We start from the raw sequence: 18,794 nt of genomic DNA on the forward strand, positions 1-18,794 counted from the left end.
AAAAAAAGGCTTCTCCCGAAGCGTCGGGACGCTGAGCCCGACATAGCTTTACTTAGAATATCTCGTAAAAAACTGTCATTCTAGAGTTTTACCTTTTTCAAAAAATCAGAACGGTAGGTTTCGCTTAAAATTAAGGTGGCGTTTTTATTGTTTTCTTCAGTGTGATGCAAAACAATTTCGTTATGATTAAAAAACTTAATGGCTTTTACGGCCACAATTTCTTTTTTATTAACACGGCAAAAATCAGATTCTGGCAATTCACTTAAAAGTGTATCGAACTTAACATTTTTTAAATTCAAAAAGCTACCATCAGACAATAAAACCGTTTTATCACGACTATCGCTAATAGCAGTTTTTATGTATTGAATTTGATTGAAATACAATAAAGTTTTTCCTTTATCGGTATTTAGCTGAATGAATTTTTTAGCAGCATCGGGTTTATGAAAACGTTCAAAAGCTTTTGAGATCGCTTTTTGTAAACGTTCTAATTTTACAGGTTTTGTAATATAATCTACCGCATCTATATTAAAAGCTTCGGAAGCATATTCTTTATAAGCGGTGCAAAAAATGACTAATTTATTTTCTAGCATTTCTGCCAAATGCAAACCGTCGATTCCCGGCATTTCGATATCTGATATTAATAAATCAAAATCGAGATTCGGAATATCAGCAAGGAGTTTTTCAGGATTATTAAATGTCTTTACAATTTCGACTTCGTCAATTTGTTCGCAAAGCATTTTTAAGTACATCAATCCCGGTAACTCATCGTCCAGAAGCAAGCATTTCAGTTTTGTATTCAAGTAGATCTATTTTTAGATGCGCAATATAAACATCATTTTCAATGAATCGATCGAGTTTAAAATTATTCTTATAAATGATTCTTAAACGATGTTCTAAAGTAGCATGACCAAATCCGCTTCGTTCTTTTTTCAAAACCTTTTTATCTGAGATTTTATTTGAAACTGTCATAAAAAAGGCATTGTCTCTAAACTCAAAAACAACCGAAATAAAAGCATCAGCACTTTGCAAATCAGCATGTTTAAAGGCATTTTCGATTAAATCGATAGAAATTAACGGCGCCAATAAAGGTTGGTCGTATAATTTGTCTTCTTTATTGATATTGGTTTTTATCTTTAATTCGAAAAGTGGACTGATTTTAATTTTGTTGATTTCGATTAAATTCATCGCAAAATCAATTTCTTCTTTAGCGGTGACGAATTTCTTTTTGCTTTCGTATAAAATATAATCCAGAACATTCGCCAATTTATCTAAAGCAAAATAGGTTTGATAAGCGTGCGACTGAATCGAATTTAAAATATTCTTAAACAAATGCGGATTCAACTTTGATTCTAAAGTCTCTAACTGCAAATCATTGACTTTCATTTCGAGTGCATAAAAACTTTTCTCAGCATCATCTTTTGCTTTTCTTGCCTGCATTAATTGATAGATCATAAAGCAAATTATGACAATTAGAAGCAACAGAATTGCTAAAAAAATAAATGTTGTGGTATTGTTTTCCTGCATTGTTTATGTAAAGTTTATTTTTTGCCACAGATTAAAATGATTAAAAAGATTTTTTCTAAGGATATTTAAAAAATTAATCTGTGAGAATCTTTAAAATCTGTGGCATATATTTTCTAATGACTAGAAACAAATTTCAATCAGATAATCAGCAAAAAAATATTATTTGAGCAAAATATTTTCAATTTTAAAATATCTTTCTACTACTTTATTTGGTGCCCGCCTTTCTTTTACTCCATTTACATATTCTGTTTCTATCTGTCTTAAATCTGTAATCGGATAAATAGATCCTATACTAATTTTGTCAATATCAACTTTAACATTTTTCACTAAATGAACCCTCTTATCTATAGTCTTTTCATTAATGTAGACAAGATCAAAGCAATCAATAAAATCACCAGTAAAACCACTTGAAATTCTTCTACCAAAAAAATCCAAATCACTAATCTTTTTCTTATTGGGGCTAATCCATCTATAGTTGCTTAATGATATTCCGTACCAAATTCCACTTTCATCTTTATCAAAATCAAGTATAACTCCTAAATAACAATATTTATCAGGATAAATTGAAATTACATCCCCAATTTTAAATTTCAATTTGTCAGTTTTAACATTATCCCATTTAGGCTTCATTAAGTCTGGATGTAAGTCACCATACCCTATTTTATCTTGACAACTTATTACAAGAAAGGAAAATAATAAAACTAAAAATGGATTTCTCATTATACAAAACTTTATAAGCCTACAAATAATTAATGACTAGAAACAAATTTCAATCCGATAATGGAAGCAATTAATGTTGAAAGAAAAAATATTCTCCAGAATGTCGCTGGTTCTTTAAAAACCAAAATTCCAACTAAAACAGTTCCTACAGCTCCAATTCCAGTCCAAACAGCATAAGCAGTTCCAATTGGTAAAACTTGAGTTGCTTTATAAAGCAATAACATACTAATAGAAAGACATACAAAAAAACCGACCATCCAATATGTTGAGATCATTCCTGTTGTTTCTTTGGCTTTTCCTAAACAAGATGCAAATCCTACCTCGAAAAGTCCCGCAATAATTAATAAAATCCAATTCATTATCTTCTCATTTTTAAATTAAATGCAAATATGGGAAAAGCTAGCGACTAAACAGCAAAAAGAAAGAATTTTATCACAAACACAAATTGCAAATTGTGTTAACATTGCGTAAAATGCAACCGAATATTTATGATTTCGAGCACTTTTCACTACATTTGCATCCATTTTACAAATTTTATGAAAAACGCTGTACAAGTTGGATTTTGGGAAAAACTAGCCAGAATCATACTTAAAAATAGAATTTCAATTCTGGTTGGAGTTTCACTATTAACAATCTTCCTTGGTTACCAATGGAAAAACCTTGCTATGACTTATACCGAAGCTAATTTGCTTCCTAAAAATCATATTGCAAATAAAGATTACCAAAAATTCCTTTCTAAATTTGGAGAAGAAGGAAACCTTGTCGTTATTGGTTTTCAAGATCCAAAATTCTTCACGCCAAAAAATTACGCCGCCTGGAATGAGTTAATGACGGGTTTGAAAAATTCTAAAGAAGTAGATTTGGTTGTTTCTTTGAATGATTTAAAAAAATTAGAAAAAGATACTGTCAACCAAAAATTTGTTCTTACTCCGTTTATCGATCAAAAGAAAGCACTTGATTCGGAATATTTAAAAAAGGCGCAATATGATTTGTTTCATAATCTGCCTTTTTACGAAGGATTACTTTTTAATAAAGAAAGTGGTAGTATTCGTTCTGCGGTTTACATCAAAAAAAACATTGTAAATACTGCCGAAAGAAAAACTTTTATTCTAGAAAATCTGGTTCCGAAAATTGAAAAATTCGAAAAAACAACTGGAATAGATCTTCGCGTTTCTGGAATGCCATACATTAGAACGATTAATGCCGATAATATGAAAGGCGAAATTGGACTTTTTATTGGAGCAGCCCTATTCACTGTTTCTTTAATTTTCTTTTTCTTTTTCCGTTCGTTCAGAGCAACATTTATCTCAATTTGCATCTTAATTGTAGGTGTTATTTGGTCATTTGGGACTTTAGGCTTATTTCATTATAAAATTACAATTCTAACTGCTATAATTCCGCCATTAATTATCGTTATTGGTATTACGAATTGTATTTTCCTGATCAATAAATACCAGCAGGAAATAAAACTACATAACAATCAGGCAAAAGCTTTGCAACGTATTATTTCTAAAATTGGAGTTTCGACTTTAATGACGAATTTAACTACAGCAATGGGATTTGCAACATTTATGATTACGGGTAATGATTTACTTTTTGAATTTGGTTTAGTAACCTCTATCAATGTAATTTCGGTTTACTTATTGACGCTTTTAATAGTGCCAATTATCTACAGTTTCATGTCAGTTCCAGATGAAAAACATTTATATCATTTGACTAAAACTTACATTTCGACTTTGTTGGATTTTGTTGAAAATATGGTAAAAAACAAACGAAAAGTAATCTACACGATTTACGGATTGCTTTTGGTTTTTAGCGTAATTGGTGTTGCACAAATGAAGGTTTCAGGAAGTTTGATTGGCGAAATGCCAAAAAGCGCTTCTTTCTTTAAAGATATTTTATTCTACGAAAAAGAATTCAACGGCGTAATGCCTCTAGAAATTATGATTGACACCAAACATAAAAAAGGTGTTATGAAATTATCTACAATGAAAAAAATGGACGAATTGCAAAATACAATTGCAAGTCTTCCTGAATTATCTAAACCTGTTTCTATCGTAAACTTGGTAAAATATTCTAAACAGGCTTACTACAATGGAAATCCTGAATATTATCAATTACCGACATCTCAAGAACAGACTTTTATTTTGTCGTATGCCAAAAATGCAACAAAAAACAGCAAAGACAATTTAATGAAAGCTTATGTCGATTCTACGGGACAGTATGCCAGAATTACGACTTTCATGAAAGATATTGGAACGGATGAAATGGCAAAAGTGGAGAAAAAATTGCACTCAAAAATTGATGAGATTTTCCCAAAAGACCGTTACGAAGTCACCATTACCGGAAAAGCTTTGGTTTTCCAGAAAGGAACATCATATTTGGTAGATAACTTAATTGAGTCATTAATTTTTGCGATACTTGTAATTGCTGCATTAATGTTGTTTTTATTCAGATCATTCAAAATGGTTTTTGCATCGGTAATTACTAATATTTTACCGCTTTGTATTACGTCAGGATTAATGGGCTATTTTGGAATTCCGCTTAAACCGTCTACAATTCTGGTATTTAGTATTGCGTTTGGTATTTCGGTCGATAACGCGATTCAGTTTATGGCAAAGTATCGACTTGATTTATTAGAGAATAAAGGAAAGGTTAAAAAATCTGTTTTCAGTGCTTTAAGGGAAACGGGAATCAGTACTTTTTATACATCAGTAGTTTTGATATTAGGATTTGCAACTTTCACGCTTTCGAGCTTCAGCGGAACTATCGCACTTGGTGGATTAATTTCTTGCACATTGGCGTTTGCCATGTTTGCGAATTTATTGGTTTTACCAGCTTTGGTTTTGACTTTCGAGAAGAAGAAAGCAAAGAGAGAAGATTCGGAGGATTTGGAGGGGTAAAAATTTTCTTTTGCCACGAATTTCACAAATCAACACGAATTTATAGCCCTGACCTTTGTCGAATTTTTGAATTTGGACAAAGATTGACATATTAATGTTATATTAAAAATATAGCATTTTTACAAAGTTTGTCATTTCGACGAAGGAGAAATCACACCAGAAATTTGGCAAAGAATGTTGTTAATCTTTGTCGATCAACTAGTGTGATTTCTCCCTCTGGTCGAAATGACAAAAAAAAATAAATAATTGCTTCTTTTGAAAACGAAGAGCCATAGCCCCGATCGTCCCGAAGTTTCGGGAGGCATCTTTTCTATTTTTCCTTTAAAAATAGAAAGATAGAGCAGAGAGCGGGAAACAGCTTCTAATTTTAATTATTATCGTTTATATTTGCAGTTAATACACAACAAATAATTTAATTTCAATATTGTATATAAAATGAAACACACAAAAGTTAAAGACTTATTAAACAGTACGACGACGCTTCAGGAGGTTAATGCAAAAGGATGGGTAAGAACTTTTAGAAATAATCAGTTCATCGCGCTTAATGACGGTTCTACCATTAATAATATACAATGTGTTGTTGATTTTGAAAATACACCAGAAGAGACTTTAAAAAGAATCACAACTGGAGCTGCAGTTTCTGTTTTTGGAACTTTGGTTGAAAGTAAAGGTGCGGGTCAGAAATACGAAATTCAAGTAAACAAACTTGAAATTCTTGGAGATTCTGATGCTGAGAAATTCCCAATGCAGCCTAAAAAACACTCTTTGGAGTTCTTGCGTGAAAATGCGCATTTACGTGTTCGTACAAATGCTTTTGGAGCAATTATGCGTGTACGTTCTGTATTGTCATTTGCGGTTCACAATTATTTTCAACAAAAAGGTTTTGTGTATGTAAACACACCAATTATTACTGGATCTGATGCCGAAGGTGCCGGAGAAATGTTTAAAGTTACTGCTTTACCATTTGACAATACACCAAGAACTGAAGATGGAAAAGTAAACTACAAAGAAGATTTCTTTGGAAAAGAAACAAACTTAACCGTTTCTGGACAACTTGAAGGAGAAACTTTTGCAATGGCTTTGGGTCAGATTTATACTTTTGGACCAACTTTTAGAGCCGAAAATTCAAATACATCTCGTCACTTGGCAGAATTTTGGATGATTGAGCCAGAAGTTGCTTTCAACGATCTTGATGACAACATGGATTTGGCTGAAGATTTTATTCAGTATGTAATTAAATATGCTTTAGACAATTGTAAAGACGATTTAAAATTTTTGGAAGGAAGACTTCTTGAAGAAGAAAAATCGAAACCACAAGCAGAAAGAAGCGAAATGGCTTTGTTAGAGAAATTAAACTTTGTTTTGGAGAACAACTTCAAACGTGTTTCTTATACTGAAGCAATTGATATTTTAAGAGATTCTACTCCAAATAAAAAGAAAAAATTTAGCTATTTGATTAACGAATGGGGAGCTGATTTACAATCTGAACACGAACGTTATTTAGTTGAAAAACACTTTAAATGTCCGGTAATTTTATACGATTATCCAGCAAACATCAAAGCGTTTTACATGCGTTTGAATGACAACACAGAGCCAGGAAAAGAAACTGTTCGCGCAATGGATATCCTTTTCCCTGGAATTGGAGAAATTGTTGGAGGTTCTGAAAGAGAAGAGCGTTATGATGTTTTGATAGAAAAAATGAAAGCATTAGAAATCGACGAAGAAGAATTATCTTGGTATTTAGATACCCGAAGATTTGGATCTGCAACTCACGCAGGTTTCGGTTTAGGATTTGAGCGTTTGGTATTGTTTGTTACTGGAATGACAAACATCAGAGATGTAATTCCTTTCCCGAGAACTCCTGGAAATGCAGAATTTTAATCGATTTAGTTTAAAAAAGTTTCAAGTTTCAAGTTATTGGGACGCGAACTAAAATAATAATATTTGTTTCAGGTTTCAAGTTTCAAGTTGTGTCACGTTCTACAACCTGAAACTTGAAACTTGAAACTTTTAACAAAATCAAATGCTAAAGCAATTTTTAAATTTAAAATTATCTCAAAAATTATCTCCACAGCAAATTCAGCTGATGAAGTTAATTCAATTGCCTACGCAAGCTTTTGAACAACGTTTATTAGAAGAAATGAACGAAAATCCGGCTCTTGAAGCTGGAAAAGAGGATGAATACGAAGCCGATGAATTTGCTAATGAAGACTACGACGATTATGATGATGCAGAAGGCGACAGAATCGAAGCAGACGACATTAATATCGACGAATATTTAAGCGACGACGATACTCCTGATTACAAAACTCAGGTAAATAACTATAGTGAAGACGAAGAAAGAGAAACTCCTTTTGCTTCGCCAATTAGTTTTCATCAGGATTTAATCAATCAGTTGAATACTTTTATTCTGAATGATGAAGAGCGCGAAATCGCTGAATTCCTTGTTGGAAGCATTGATGACATGGGCTACATTCGCAGAAGTGTTCCTGATATTGTAGATGATATGGCTTTTACTCAAGGTATTTATACCGATGAGAAAATGGTCGAAAAGATGCTTCAGGTAATTCATGAACTTGAACCATCCGGAGTTGGAGCACGTGATTTACAAGAATGTTTATTATTGCAATTAAAGCACAAAACGCCAACAGAATATGTTGATCTAGCAATTGATATTATCGAAAATCAGTTTGATGCTTTTACCAAAAAACATTACGATAAGCTATTACAGAAATATGGTGTTTCGAACGAACAGCTTAAAAAAGCGATTCACGAAATTGAAAGATTAAACCCAAAACCGGGCGGATCTTACACCGGAAATAATAAAGTTACAGAAAATGTAGTTCCTGATTTCGCCATCAGAATTGTTGATGGAGAACTGGAATTGACTTTAAACGGAAGAAATGCACCGTCATTGCACGTTTCTAAAGATTATCAGGAAATGATGCAGACGTATAAAGATTCTCGTGATAAATCGTCTGCTCAAAAAGATGCGGTTCAGTTTATCAAACAGAAATTAGATTCTGCAAAATGGTTTATTGATGCGATTAGACAACGTCAGGAGACACTTTTTGTAACGATGAATGCGATTATGCATTATCAAGAAGAATATTTCTTAGATGGCGACGAAACCAAACTAAAACCAATGATCTTAAAAGACATTGCAGATATGGTTGGTTTGGATATTTCGACGATTTCGCGTGTTGCAAACAGCAAATATGTTGAAACTCCATACGGAACAAAACTAATCAAAGAGTTTTTCTCTGAAGCCATGAAAAATGATCAGGGAGAAGATGTTTCGACTTTAGAAATCAAAAAAATCCTTCAAAATACTATTGAAGAAGAAGATAAAAAGAAGCCTTTGCCAGACGATCAATTGGCCGAAATCTTAAAAGAAAAAGGTTACCCAATTGCGAGACGAACTATTGCAAAATATCGCGAACAGCTTGACATTCCGGTAGCGAGAATGAGAAAGAAAATTTAGATTTTTTTTTTACGATTTAGAGATTATTAAGGATTAAATTCTTGAATTTTATATACAAACCCGACAGGTTTTTAAAACCTGTCGGGTTTCGTTTTATAGAACCTTTTCGAATCAATTTACTCCACTTTCATATGAATGAGCACAATCACAACGCTTTTTACAAAAATCAAGCCTTCGAATTCGCTCAAGATGACAATCATTTTTAAAAACAACAAACCCGACAAATTTCAAAATTTGTCGGGTTTGTTGTAAAGTGAATTTTATAATTACTTATATTGATCCGGAAGTATTCTTATGTTAAACAAAAAAGCCTTCTTTTTGTCGTAATAACTATAATTTAATGAAAAATCATTATCTCTAAAAACCTGAAGCCCCGGATTTGCTTTTGCCGTACTTAAAAGGCTTTTTTCAATTTCCTCTTGTATTACGTCCAACTCAGCTGCTTCTTTTTCTACATTCAATAATGTCAAGTTATACTGAACCACACCTCTTTCAGGCAAACTAACACTATCCAGACGAATGCCTTCCTGAATTGCTAAAGGGCAGTTTTTATTGTACTTTCCAACTAATTCTACAATTTCAGTTTTTACTTCAGCAGTACTTTCGGATAAATAAAACTGAAAAAAAACAGCTAATGCTATAGCTACTCCAATTACAACTAATAGTAAGATATTTTGTTTTCTTCTGCTTTCCTTTTCTTGCATAGTTTACTGAAAATTAAATGAGTTAAAATTTATTTCTCTTGACTTTTTTTCATTGCATTGTAATAAGCCGCGCGACTAAGAGGCTCATATTCTTCGGTTTCGCCTAACATAACTAATTTATCATTGTCAGTTTTACGAAAACTATAATTGGCTAAATTTCCTGTTCTGGTGCAAACTGCATGAACTTTTGTTACATACTCTGCAGTTGCCATAAGTGCAGGCATTGGCCCAAAAGGATTTCCTTTAAAATCCATATCAAGTCCTGCAACTATCACACGAATTCCCTGATTGGCCAAATCATTACATACTGTAACAATTTCATCATCAAAAAATTGTGCTTCATCAATTCCAATTACATCGCAACCTTGCGCTAAAATAGAAATATTAGCTGCTGCGGGAACTGGAGTTGATCGGATTTCGTTGGCATCATGCGACACGACCATTTCGTCATGATAGCGAGTATCAATAGCGGGTTTAAAAATTTCGACTCTTTGTTTGGCAAATTGGGCGCGTTTTAATCTGCGGATTAACTCCTCGGTTTTACCCGAAAACATTGATCCACAAATAACTTCAATCCAACCAAATTGTTCTTTGTGATTTACTGTATTTTCGAGAAACATTTTGTATTTTTCTACCTTTAAAAATGAATAGTTTTTATTACTTTGTACTGGTAATAAATCGACGCAAAAATTTGCTGTTTTACGGTTTTTCAAAAATAGAAAAATTTTATCAAATCGAGGATTCGCAAACGCTTATTAACAGAAATAAAAAAATATCTTTCGGATTTCTACCAGGAATAAAGACATTCAAATACAAAATATACTAAAATACCCTATTCACTATAATTTCAACAGTTATGAAAAAAAAATTGGAAGCCGATTTAATCAGCATTGCACATCGAATTTTAAAGCTTAAAAACAAATCCGATATCAATCAATTGTATCTTGAAACACAGAAATTATATGAAAAACTAGCAATTTTAAAGTTTGTAGACGAAAATTTCGACACTTTAAAACCAACAATTGGCCACAGCGAGATTAATTCTGAAATTGAATCTATTTTTGATAAGGAAGAAATAACTCCTGCCGAAATTGAAACTTCAATTGTAGTTGTAGAAACTCCAGTTGAAACAATGGCTGAGCCAGAAATTACAGAAGAAGTTAAAGCCGAAGAAACTCCAGAAGAAATCGAGGAAGAAATCATCGCAGAAACTCCTGAAGAGATCAAAGCTGAAGAAGAAATCGTTGCAGAAATTCCAGAAGAAGTTATTCCGGAACCTATAACAGAAACAACTCCTGAACCTGTTGCTGAAATTATCGAAGAACCTGTTGTCGAAAAAGCTGAACAATTATCTTTTACAACTGTAAATGATTCAAACCCGATTGCTGATTTTAAACCTGCTTTCGAATTAGAAGAAATAGAAGAAGAAAAAGAGCCCATAAAAGAGGAACCAAAAGCAGAAACAACATCAAAACCAACTCCTATTACAATTTCGTTTGAGGATTTTGGAATCAATTATGCAGATGCGCAGTTTGTAAAAGTTGATAGTTTTGAAAACGTTACTGCTACTCCAACTCCTTCTATTAGCGAATTTAAAGAACAAAAAATTGTTGAAACAGCAGTTTTAGAAACTCCTGTCGAAACAAAAACGGTGACTTTGAACGAAAAACTTGCAAAAGGTTTCCATGTAGATTTGAATGACAGAATTGCTTTTACTAAAAATCTTTTCGGAAATAGCTCTGAAGATTATAGCCGTGTTCTAAACCAATTACTGACTTTTGACACTTATGGTGAAGCGCAGGAATTTATAGAGAATATGGTAAAACCAGATTACAATAACTGGGAAGGAAAAGATGATTACGCTGAGCGTTTCTTGGCAATTGTAGAAAAGAAATTCTCTTAATCTTTTCACAAACCACATTTTACATTTCACAATATTAAATTATGTCTAAATTATATATCGTTCCAACGCCAATTGGCAATCTCGAAGACATGACTTTTCGCGCCATTCGGATTCTGAAAGAAGTCGATTTGATCTTGGCCGAAGATACCAGAACGAGCGGAAAACTGTTGAAGCATTTTGAAATTGGCACGCACATGCACAGCCATCATATGCACAACGAACATAAAACAACCGAGAATTTAATTGCACGTTTGAAAGCCGGCGAAACCATCGCTTTGATTTCGGACGCTGGAACTCCTGCAATTTCAGATCCTGGATTTTTATTGACACGTGCTTGTGTGGAAAATAAAATCGAAGTCGAATGTTTGCCCGGAGCAACTGCTTTTGTTCCGGCTTTAGTAAACAGCGGATTACCTAATGATAAATTTATTTTTGAAGGTTTCCTGCCTGACAAAAAAGGACGTCAAACTCGTTTTTTAGCTTTAGCCGAAGAAACCAGAACGATGATTTTATACGTTTCGCCACATAAACTCGTTAAGACTTTAGCAGAATTTATTCAGTATTTTGGAGAGGACAGACAAGTTTGTGTTTCTAGAGAATTATCAAAATTACACGAAGAAAATGTACGCGGAACCGCAAGAGAAGTTTTAACCCATTTCGAAAAAACAGCGCCACGTGGTGAAATTGTAGTAGTTGTTGCCGGAAAAACAATAACAAAAGAACCTAAGAAAAGCAAGTTTTCGAAGGATGAACCAGAAGAAAACGAAGAAGATTAAATTATTTATGAAAAAAATAATATTTTTCTTTCTATTGATTATTACAATTTCTTGCAAGAATAAAGAAATTGATCATTCTAAAGATAATGATACTGAAATTCAGAAAATAGGGCATCTTTATCAGCCAGAAAAAATAAATACCGGACCTGTTAAAAGTGATATTGATCTAAATAAGAAAAGCTACGAAATAAATATTTACAATAGCGATTTATTAGAAAAAAACATGAAATTTTTAAAAGGTCATTCTGCGAAAATTGCAATTTTGTATAGGAATTTTTTAATACAAAATGAATATAATTATAATAACATTGTCGTTAGGATTCACCAAAAAAATAATAGTAGTTATGATTTTAAATATTCTGAAAAGCAATTGTTAGAAATAGAAAATAAAAGACATTTAAATCCATCTGAAAATAAATAAAGCATATCATGAGTATACAAGCCTTTTTAGAAAAACTAAAACAAACTCCAACCGAAATAACATTCCCTGAAACGATTACAGTAATTGAGGAAAATTACAATTTTACTCCAACTGCTTTCCAAAACGGGACACAACATAATGCAGCCGGAGAAAACTCGGGTTCATGCAAATTATTTTCGTTCGCAAAACTTCAAAACTTAAGTAAAGATGAAACTTTAGCATGTTTTGGAGCTTTTTATTTTGAAGAAGTTTTAGGAGATCCAAACGGAACGAATCATCAAAACATTAGAAACTTCATCAACTTAGGTTGGGACGGAATCCAGTTTGAAGGAAATGCTTTAGAAGCAAAATAATATTGTCAGGCCGAGCGAAGTCGAAGCCTTTTTCAATACAAAATATTTCTGCCACAGATTTCACAGATTAACACAGATCAAAAAAATCCTTTTAAATCTTTAAATCTGTGGCAAAAAAAACAAATATCCGATTAAACGATTTCCGATTTCTACAATCTAAAATCAACACTCTAAAATCTAAAATCAACCATGCGTTGGACAATAAAACCAAAACCTTCTAAAGATAAAATCAAACATTTGGCTCAAGCCTTGAATGTAGAAGATTTTGTAGCAACACTTTTGATTCAGCGTGGTATTGAAACTTTTGAAGATGCTAAGAATTTCTTTCGTCCTTCTTTAGAACATCTTCATGATCCATACTTGATGAAAGATATGGATAAAGCAGTTGCAAGAATCGAACAGGCGATTGAAAACCATGAAAACATTTTGGTTTTTGGCGATTATGATGTCGATGGAACAACAGCCGTTTCTTTGGTTTCTTCGTATTTAAAATCGCATTATCCTAATATTGCTACTTATATTCCGGATCGTTATGCCGAAGGTTACGGAATTTCTTTTAAAGGAATTGACTTTGCCGATGATAACGGATTTTCACTAATTATTGCTCTCGATTGCGGAATTAAATCTATTGATCATATCGCTTATGCGAAAGAAAAAAATATTGACTTTATTATTTGCGATCACCATAGACCCGGAGAATTTCTGCCGGACGCTGTTGCAATTCTTGACCCAAAAAGAGAAGATTGCACGTATCCGTACGATGAATTGTGCGGCTGTGGAGTTGGTTTTAAATTGATTCAGGCTTTAGGCCTAAATCGAAATGAAACGATAAACGACCTCGTTCCGTATCTGGATTTGCTAGCTACCGCAATTGCTGCCGATATTGTTCCTATTACTGGCGAAAATCGTGTTTTGGCTTATTTCGGATTACAGGTAATCAATTCAGATCCAAGACCTGGAATTAAAGCTTTGGTACATCAGGTAAAAAAGAAAACTTTGGATATTACTGATGTTGTTTTTATTGTTTCTCCACGCATAAATGCGGCTGGAAGAATTAAACACGGTAATCATGCGGTTGAATTGTTAACTGAATTTGATTTTGACCAAGCGCAACAATTTGCCTCAGAAATAGAACAATATAATGCAGACCGAAAGGACTTAGATAAAAAAATCACTAAAGAAGCTTTTCAACAAATTCATGATAATGATGAAATTGAACGATTTTCTACCGTTGTTTTTCAGGAAGACTGGCACAAAGGCGTTATCGGGATTGTAGCTTCGAGATTAATCGAGACCTATTATCGTCCTACCTTAGTTTTTACTAAAAGCGGTGATAAATATGCTGCTTCTGCACGATCTGTAAAAGGTTTTGATGTTTATAATGCTCTTGATGCTTGTTCTGAACATTTAGAGCAATTTGGAGGACATATGTACGCTGCCGGAATGACTTTGAAAGCCGAAAACTATAAAACATTTAAAGACGCTTTCGAAAAACAGGTTGAGGAAACCATTTTACCAGAAATGCGAACTCCGGAAATTGAGGTCGATGCCGAAATTAACTTTGCCGATATTACTCCAAAACTAGTTCGGATTTTAAAACAGTTTGAACCTTTTGGCCCTTTAAATATGACGCCTGTTTTTATGACTAAAGACGCAAAAGACACGGGTTATGCAAAAACTTTAGGTTCTGAAGACGAGCATTTAAGACTTTTTGTTAAACAGAATAATTCTGATGGAATTGCCGCGATTGGCTTTGGACTCGGAAAAAAAATAGACATTGTAAAAAATCTAAAACCATTTCAACTAGCCTACTCATTATCCGAAAATGAATGGAACGGAACGGTTTCTACTCAACTAATGCTTAAAGATATTAGACCAAATGACAACTAAAACAACCAAACAAGATCCCTATCAGGCATTACGTTACAGGGAATTTAATGTTTTTTTATTATTGCGTTTTGCCATGGTTTTTGCTTGGGCGATGCAGTTTATAGTGATCGAATGGGAAGTTTATAGTTTGACTAAAAACCCACTTTCGTTAGGAATTATTGGTTTAATGGAAGTTATTCCGGCAGTGGGAATGGCATTGTTTGCCGGACATATTGTGGATCAAAAGGAAAAGAAGGGATTATTAGTAAAATGTATTCTAGGATTTTCTGTAATTAGCTTTGGATTGTTTTTAGTGACGTGGCCAAGAGTTGTTGGCGATTTATCTCCAACGATTATTTTATACTCAATTTACACATTAGTTTTTTTAGGCGGATTAGTTAGAGCTTTTCTTGGGCCAACTATTTTCTCTCTTCTATCGTTAATTATTCCTAAAAAAGCATATCCAAATGCCGCTACATGGAGCAGTTCGGTTTGGCAAATCGGAGCCGTAATGGGACCGGCGCTGGCAGGATTTTCAATTAACTGGATTGGCGTTCATTGGTCAATGTGTCTAGTTTTTGGATTCTCGATTCTTTCGTTAATTGCCTTGTCGCAAATCAGTAAAAAACCAATCACAAATCCTAAGATTGGTGAATCAATAAAAGACAGCCTTGCAGAAGGTTTAAATTTCGTATTCAAAAATCAAATTGTTTTAGGCGCTTTATCGCTTGATATGATTGCAGTACTTTTTGGAGGCGCTGTAGCATTATTACCTATTTTTGCTCAGGATATCTTAAAAGTTGGTGCTGAAGGTTTTGGAATTTTAAGAGCTGCTCCAGCAGTAGGAGCTTTCATTACGATGCTCGTTTCGGCTTATGTGCCTTTATATAAAAATGCGGGAAAGAAACTTTTAGTTGCCATTTTTATTTTCGGATTGTCAATCATTTTATTTGGCCTTTCTACGTCATTCTGGCTTTCTGTTTTCGCTTTATTTTTAAGCGGACTAGCTGACGGAATTTCTGTAGTAATTCGTCAAACGATTTTACAGCTTAAAACTCCCGATCATATGCGCGGAAGAGTTGGTGCCGTAAATTCAATTTTTGTTGGATCTTCTAATGAATTAGGTGCTTTTGAAAGTGGTGCAACAGCAAAATTAATGGGGACTGTAACTTCTGTCGTTTTTGGAGGAAGCATTACACTTTTAACTGTTGTTGTAACGGCACTAAAATCACCGACATTTAGAAATTTAGATCTTAAGAAAGATATGGATGATCACCATAATATGGAGTAACGTGTTTTTCTACCATATAAGTGATATAAGATAATTTAAGGTTTTCTCTTTCTAAATGAACTTATATCACTTATATGGTGAAGATTTTTGCAAATACATCATGTTTTAAAACACTAATTCATAAAGAGATGAAATCATTGCTTTTCACATTCTTTTTAACAATATCATTTTTTGTAAACGGACAAAATCTCTACAACAAAACGTACGGAAACAAAAAAAACGAAAGCATCATTTTTATTCACGGCGGTCCAAGTGGTAATTCGACTTTATTCGAAAGTACAACAGCTCAAAAATTGGCTGATCTTGGATTTTATGTAATTGTTTACGACCGAAGAGGCGAAGGAAGATCTACAGATCTTGATGCAAAATTTACTTATGACGAAGCTTTTCAGGATTTAAACAGCATTTACAAAAAATACGATTTAAAGAAAGCTACACTTCTTGCACATAGTTTTGGAGGTTTGGTTGCAACTCTTTTTACAGAGAAATATCCTCAAAAAGTCAATTCATTGATATTGGCTGGAGCTTTATTCTCGCAACAGGAAACCTACGATCACATTATAAATTCTTTAAAGAAAAGATACAGCAATGAATCTGAGCAATTAAATAAAATAAGCGTGGTAGAAAAACTCGACAAAAATTCTGCGCAATATCGAAAAGCTTGTTTTGAATTAGCCAGTGAAAATAACTATTTTAAAATGCCAAATCCAACAACAGATTCTAAAAAGCTTTATAGCGATTATGAATCAAGTGACTTTTTTAAAACCAATATCAGAAACAAAAATGCTCCGCTGCTTTTCTATCAAAATGAAAAGAAAAACAATATAGATACGAGATCTTCTTTAAAGAAGATAAAAGCCGAAGGCATTTCTATTTATGCTATTTACGGTAAAGAAGACGGTATCTTTTCGACTAACCAAATCAATTCGATTAAAAAATTGGCGGGCGATAATCATTTTGCTTTACTAAACAATTGTTCCCATTATTTATTTGTTGACCAACAGAAAGAATTTCTATCTTACATCAAAAAATGGTTTAAATAAAGATTTTAAACCACATAAGTGATATAAGCTTCCTCTTTTTAAATGAACTGATATCAATTATCTGTTAAATATATTTTCAAATTTTATGAATTTTTTATTTAGAATAAATATAAATAATATTTATATTTGTTGAAATAAATGGATTTGTAATGAGAGAAATAGAACAATTATACCACAATAATTTTGGAATCGCTTTTTACTGGAAAAAGGAAAACGAAACTATAACTGATAAAATACAATTGGTTTTTAAGGAAACTGGCTTTTACTTTACAGTTCAGGAATTAAATCTTTTTTGTGATTTAATCGAAGATAGTATGATTGAAAACGCTTGTTGCGAAGCTTGCGAACTAAAAAATTCCTGCAACAAATTTTTATTAAAAACTCCTTGCGCGTCTATAGACTTAGCTGTTTCTGTAAAAGAATTAAAATCAATTAAAGATTTGGTCGAAGGATCATTATTCCGAATTGAATTAGACGAATATGTTTATGGAGTTGGATTAAACTAACACATATTCCCATTTATTTAACAACTATATTTTCATTATCTAAATATATTTTGATTTTCTTTAAAAACAATTATATTTACAACAATGAAAAAAAACTGCATTCTTTTTGCTATCGTTGTTTTAGTCGCTTTTCTAACAAGCTGCAAGAACGAATCTGACGAATACATTGACCCGCGTGGAACTGATTACGCAGGTTCTGAAAGCTGTATTCAATGTCATCAGACGCAATATGAAATGGCTTCTAAAAGTTCACATTTCAAAGCGACTGCTCCAGCTATTTCAGGAAATGTTCTAGGAGATTTTGACAAAGGAAATCACACTTTTATCTATGACAAAAACACTAAATTGGTCATGGAAAAACGCAATGACAGCCTTTATCAGGTTTTGTATAAAAACGGGAAGGAAGTTGAAGCACATCGATTTGAAATCGTTTTTGGAACAAAACACGCGCAAACTTCTGTTTACTGGCGAGATCATAATACTTACGAGTTACCAATTTCTTACTACAATTCGATAAATAACTGGGCAACAAGTCCTGGATTTCCTGCGGACAAACCTTATTTTGACAGAATGGTGGTTAAAGACTGTTATTCGTGTCACAGCTCTAATATTAGCAGTCGAAATATAAACCAAAACTCGCAGGACAAAAACTTTCTCTCGATAGAGGTTGAAGATGTTATTGATAAAAAAACAATTGTTTACGGCATTGATTGCGAACGTTGCCATGGACCAGCCAAAAAACATGTTGACTTTCATTTAAAAAATCCTGACGTTAAAACTGCAAATAGTATTACAAGTTTTAAAACCTTAAACAGACAACAAAAATTAGATGCTTGCGCACTTTGTCATGCTGGAAATGACGGAATGAAAATGAAATCTCGTTTTGATTTTAAACCGGGAGATAATTTATCTGATTTCTACCGAAATACTAGAAGCGTTACCGATACAGCGCAATTTGACGTACACGGAAATCAATTTCGTTTGATGTCGCAAAGCAAATGTTTTATTAAAAGCGAGAAAATGGATTGCATTACGTGTCACAATCCACACGAAAATGCTTCTAAAAATTTAGCTTCTTATTCTAAAATTTGTATGAGTTGTCATCAAGGATTAAAACACAATGAAACTACGTTAAAAACAATGTCAGGAAGTTTATTGGCTAATAATTGTGTAGAATGTCATATGCCTAAAAAATCGTCCGGAGCGATTAAATTCCAACTTTCTGACAGTAAACAATTATCGAATTACATTTTGCGCACGCACAAAATTGGAATTTATTCAAACAATAAAAAGTAAT

18 protein-coding genes are annotated in these 18,794 nt (G+C 33.0%); 12 read left to right on the top strand and 6 right to left on the bottom strand.

What is annotated here, in order from left to right; genetic code table 11:
* Positions 1–80: 80 nt before the first annotated feature.
* The 4 genes from IW18_RS13950 to IW18_RS13965 form a co-directional block, all read right to left on the bottom strand.
* Positions 81–800, bottom strand: a complete 720-nt coding sequence (locus IW18_RS13950) for a LytR/AlgR family response regulator transcription factor (protein WP_041518492.1) — start codon at positions 798–800, stop codon at positions 81–83.
* Positions 763–1,524 carry a sensor histidine kinase gene (locus tag IW18_RS13955; RefSeq protein WP_041518493.1) on the bottom strand — a complete coding sequence of 254 codons (762 nt, stop codon included), beginning with the start codon at positions 1,522–1,524 and terminating at the stop codon, positions 763–765. The genes IW18_RS13950 and IW18_RS13955 overlap by 38 nt, the downstream gene beginning before the upstream one ends.
* A gap of 159 nt (positions 1,525–1,683) precedes the next feature.
* On the bottom strand, positions 1,684–2,244 hold the full coding sequence (locus tag IW18_RS13960) for a hypothetical protein (protein WP_041518494.1): 561 nt from the start codon (positions 2,242–2,244) through the stop codon (positions 1,684–1,686).
* A gap of 29 nt (positions 2,245–2,273) precedes the next feature.
* Positions 2,274–2,603: a DMT family transporter gene (locus IW18_RS13965; RefSeq protein ID WP_041518495.1), complete on the bottom strand. Its 330-nt coding sequence runs from the start codon at positions 2,601–2,603 to the stop codon at positions 2,274–2,276.
* 177 nt (positions 2,604–2,780) lie between these two features.
* Here IW18_RS13965 and IW18_RS13970 point away from each other — a divergent pair, with 177 nt between their 5' ends.
* From IW18_RS13970 to rpoN, 3 genes are all read left to right on the top strand, one after another.
* Positions 2,781–5,147, top strand: a complete 2,367-nt coding sequence (locus tag IW18_RS13970; protein WP_041518496.1) for an efflux RND transporter permease subunit — start codon at positions 2,781–2,783, stop codon at positions 5,145–5,147.
* A gap of 435 nt (positions 5,148–5,582) precedes the next feature.
* Positions 5,583–7,028 carry an asparagine--tRNA ligase gene (gene asnS / locus IW18_RS13975; protein WP_041518497.1) on the top strand — a complete coding sequence of 482 codons (1,446 nt, stop codon included), beginning with the start codon at positions 5,583–5,585 and terminating at the stop codon, positions 7,026–7,028.
* A gap of 142 nt (positions 7,029–7,170) precedes the next feature.
* Entirely contained in the window at positions 7,171–8,631 is a 1,461-nt protein-coding gene (rpoN, locus tag IW18_RS13980; RefSeq protein WP_041518498.1) for an RNA polymerase factor sigma-54, read from the top strand.
* A gap of 266 nt (positions 8,632–8,897) precedes the next feature.
* Here the strand turns inward: rpoN and IW18_RS13985 are convergent, their stop codons facing one another.
* Complete coding sequence (locus IW18_RS13985; protein ID WP_041518499.1) at positions 8,898–9,335, bottom strand: hypothetical protein; 438 nt, start codon at positions 9,333–9,335, stop codon at positions 8,898–8,900.
* A 29-nt stretch (positions 9,336–9,364) separates the two neighbouring features.
* Positions 9,365–9,955 carry a thymidine kinase gene (locus tag IW18_RS13990; RefSeq protein WP_041518660.1) on the bottom strand — a complete coding sequence of 197 codons (591 nt, stop codon included), beginning with the start codon at positions 9,953–9,955 and terminating at the stop codon, positions 9,365–9,367.
* A 236-nt stretch (positions 9,956–10,191) separates the two neighbouring features.
* On the opposite strand from IW18_RS13990, the gene IW18_RS13995 reads away from it, so the two are divergent.
* The 9 genes from IW18_RS13995 (at position 10,192) to IW18_RS14035 (ending at position 18,793) form a co-directional block, all read left to right on the top strand.
* Complete coding sequence (locus IW18_RS13995) at positions 10,192–11,238, top strand: hypothetical protein (RefSeq protein ID WP_041518500.1); 1,047 nt, start codon at positions 10,192–10,194, stop codon at positions 11,236–11,238.
* Between the two features lie 41 nt (positions 11,239–11,279).
* A complete protein-coding gene (gene rsmI / locus IW18_RS14000; protein WP_041518501.1) occupies positions 11,280–12,014 on the top strand; it encodes a 16S rRNA (cytidine(1402)-2'-O)-methyltransferase in 735 nt (244 codons plus the stop codon).
* Between the two features lie 7 nt (positions 12,015–12,021).
* Positions 12,022–12,435, top strand: coding sequence for a hypothetical protein (locus IW18_RS14005; protein ID WP_123902550.1), 414 nt, complete (start codon positions 12,022–12,024; stop codon positions 12,433–12,435).
* Between the two features lie 8 nt (positions 12,436–12,443).
* Positions 12,444–12,788: a HopJ type III effector protein gene (locus IW18_RS14010; RefSeq protein ID WP_041518503.1), complete on the top strand. Its 345-nt coding sequence runs from the start codon at positions 12,444–12,446 to the stop codon at positions 12,786–12,788.
* Between the two features lie 189 nt (positions 12,789–12,977).
* Positions 12,978–14,678 (top strand): single-stranded-DNA-specific exonuclease RecJ, encoded by a 1,701-nt coding sequence (gene recJ, locus IW18_RS14015; protein WP_041518504.1) that lies wholly within the window; start codon positions 12,978–12,980, stop codon positions 14,676–14,678.
* Complete coding sequence (locus IW18_RS14020) at positions 14,668–15,948, top strand: MFS transporter (protein ID WP_041518505.1); 1,281 nt, start codon at positions 14,668–14,670, stop codon at positions 15,946–15,948. The genes recJ and IW18_RS14020 overlap by 11 nt, the downstream gene beginning before the upstream one ends.
* Positions 15,949–16,076: 128 nt before the next feature.
* A complete protein-coding gene (locus IW18_RS14025) occupies positions 16,077–16,991 on the top strand; it encodes an alpha/beta hydrolase (RefSeq protein ID WP_041518661.1) in 915 nt (304 codons plus the stop codon).
* Between the two features lie 149 nt (positions 16,992–17,140).
* On the top strand, positions 17,141–17,497 hold the full coding sequence (locus tag IW18_RS14030; RefSeq protein WP_041518506.1) for a hypothetical protein: 357 nt from the start codon (positions 17,141–17,143) through the stop codon (positions 17,495–17,497).
* 84 nt (positions 17,498–17,581) lie between these two features.
* Positions 17,582–18,793 carry a cytochrome c3 family protein gene (locus IW18_RS14035; protein ID WP_041518507.1) on the top strand — a complete coding sequence of 404 codons (1,212 nt, stop codon included), beginning with the start codon at positions 17,582–17,584 and terminating at the stop codon, positions 18,791–18,793.
* Position 18,794 lies beyond the last annotated feature (1 nt).

The organism is Flavobacterium hibernum (genome assembly GCF_000832125.1).
Lineage (GTDB): Bacteria > Bacteroidota > Bacteroidia > Flavobacteriales > Flavobacteriaceae > Flavobacterium > Flavobacterium hibernum.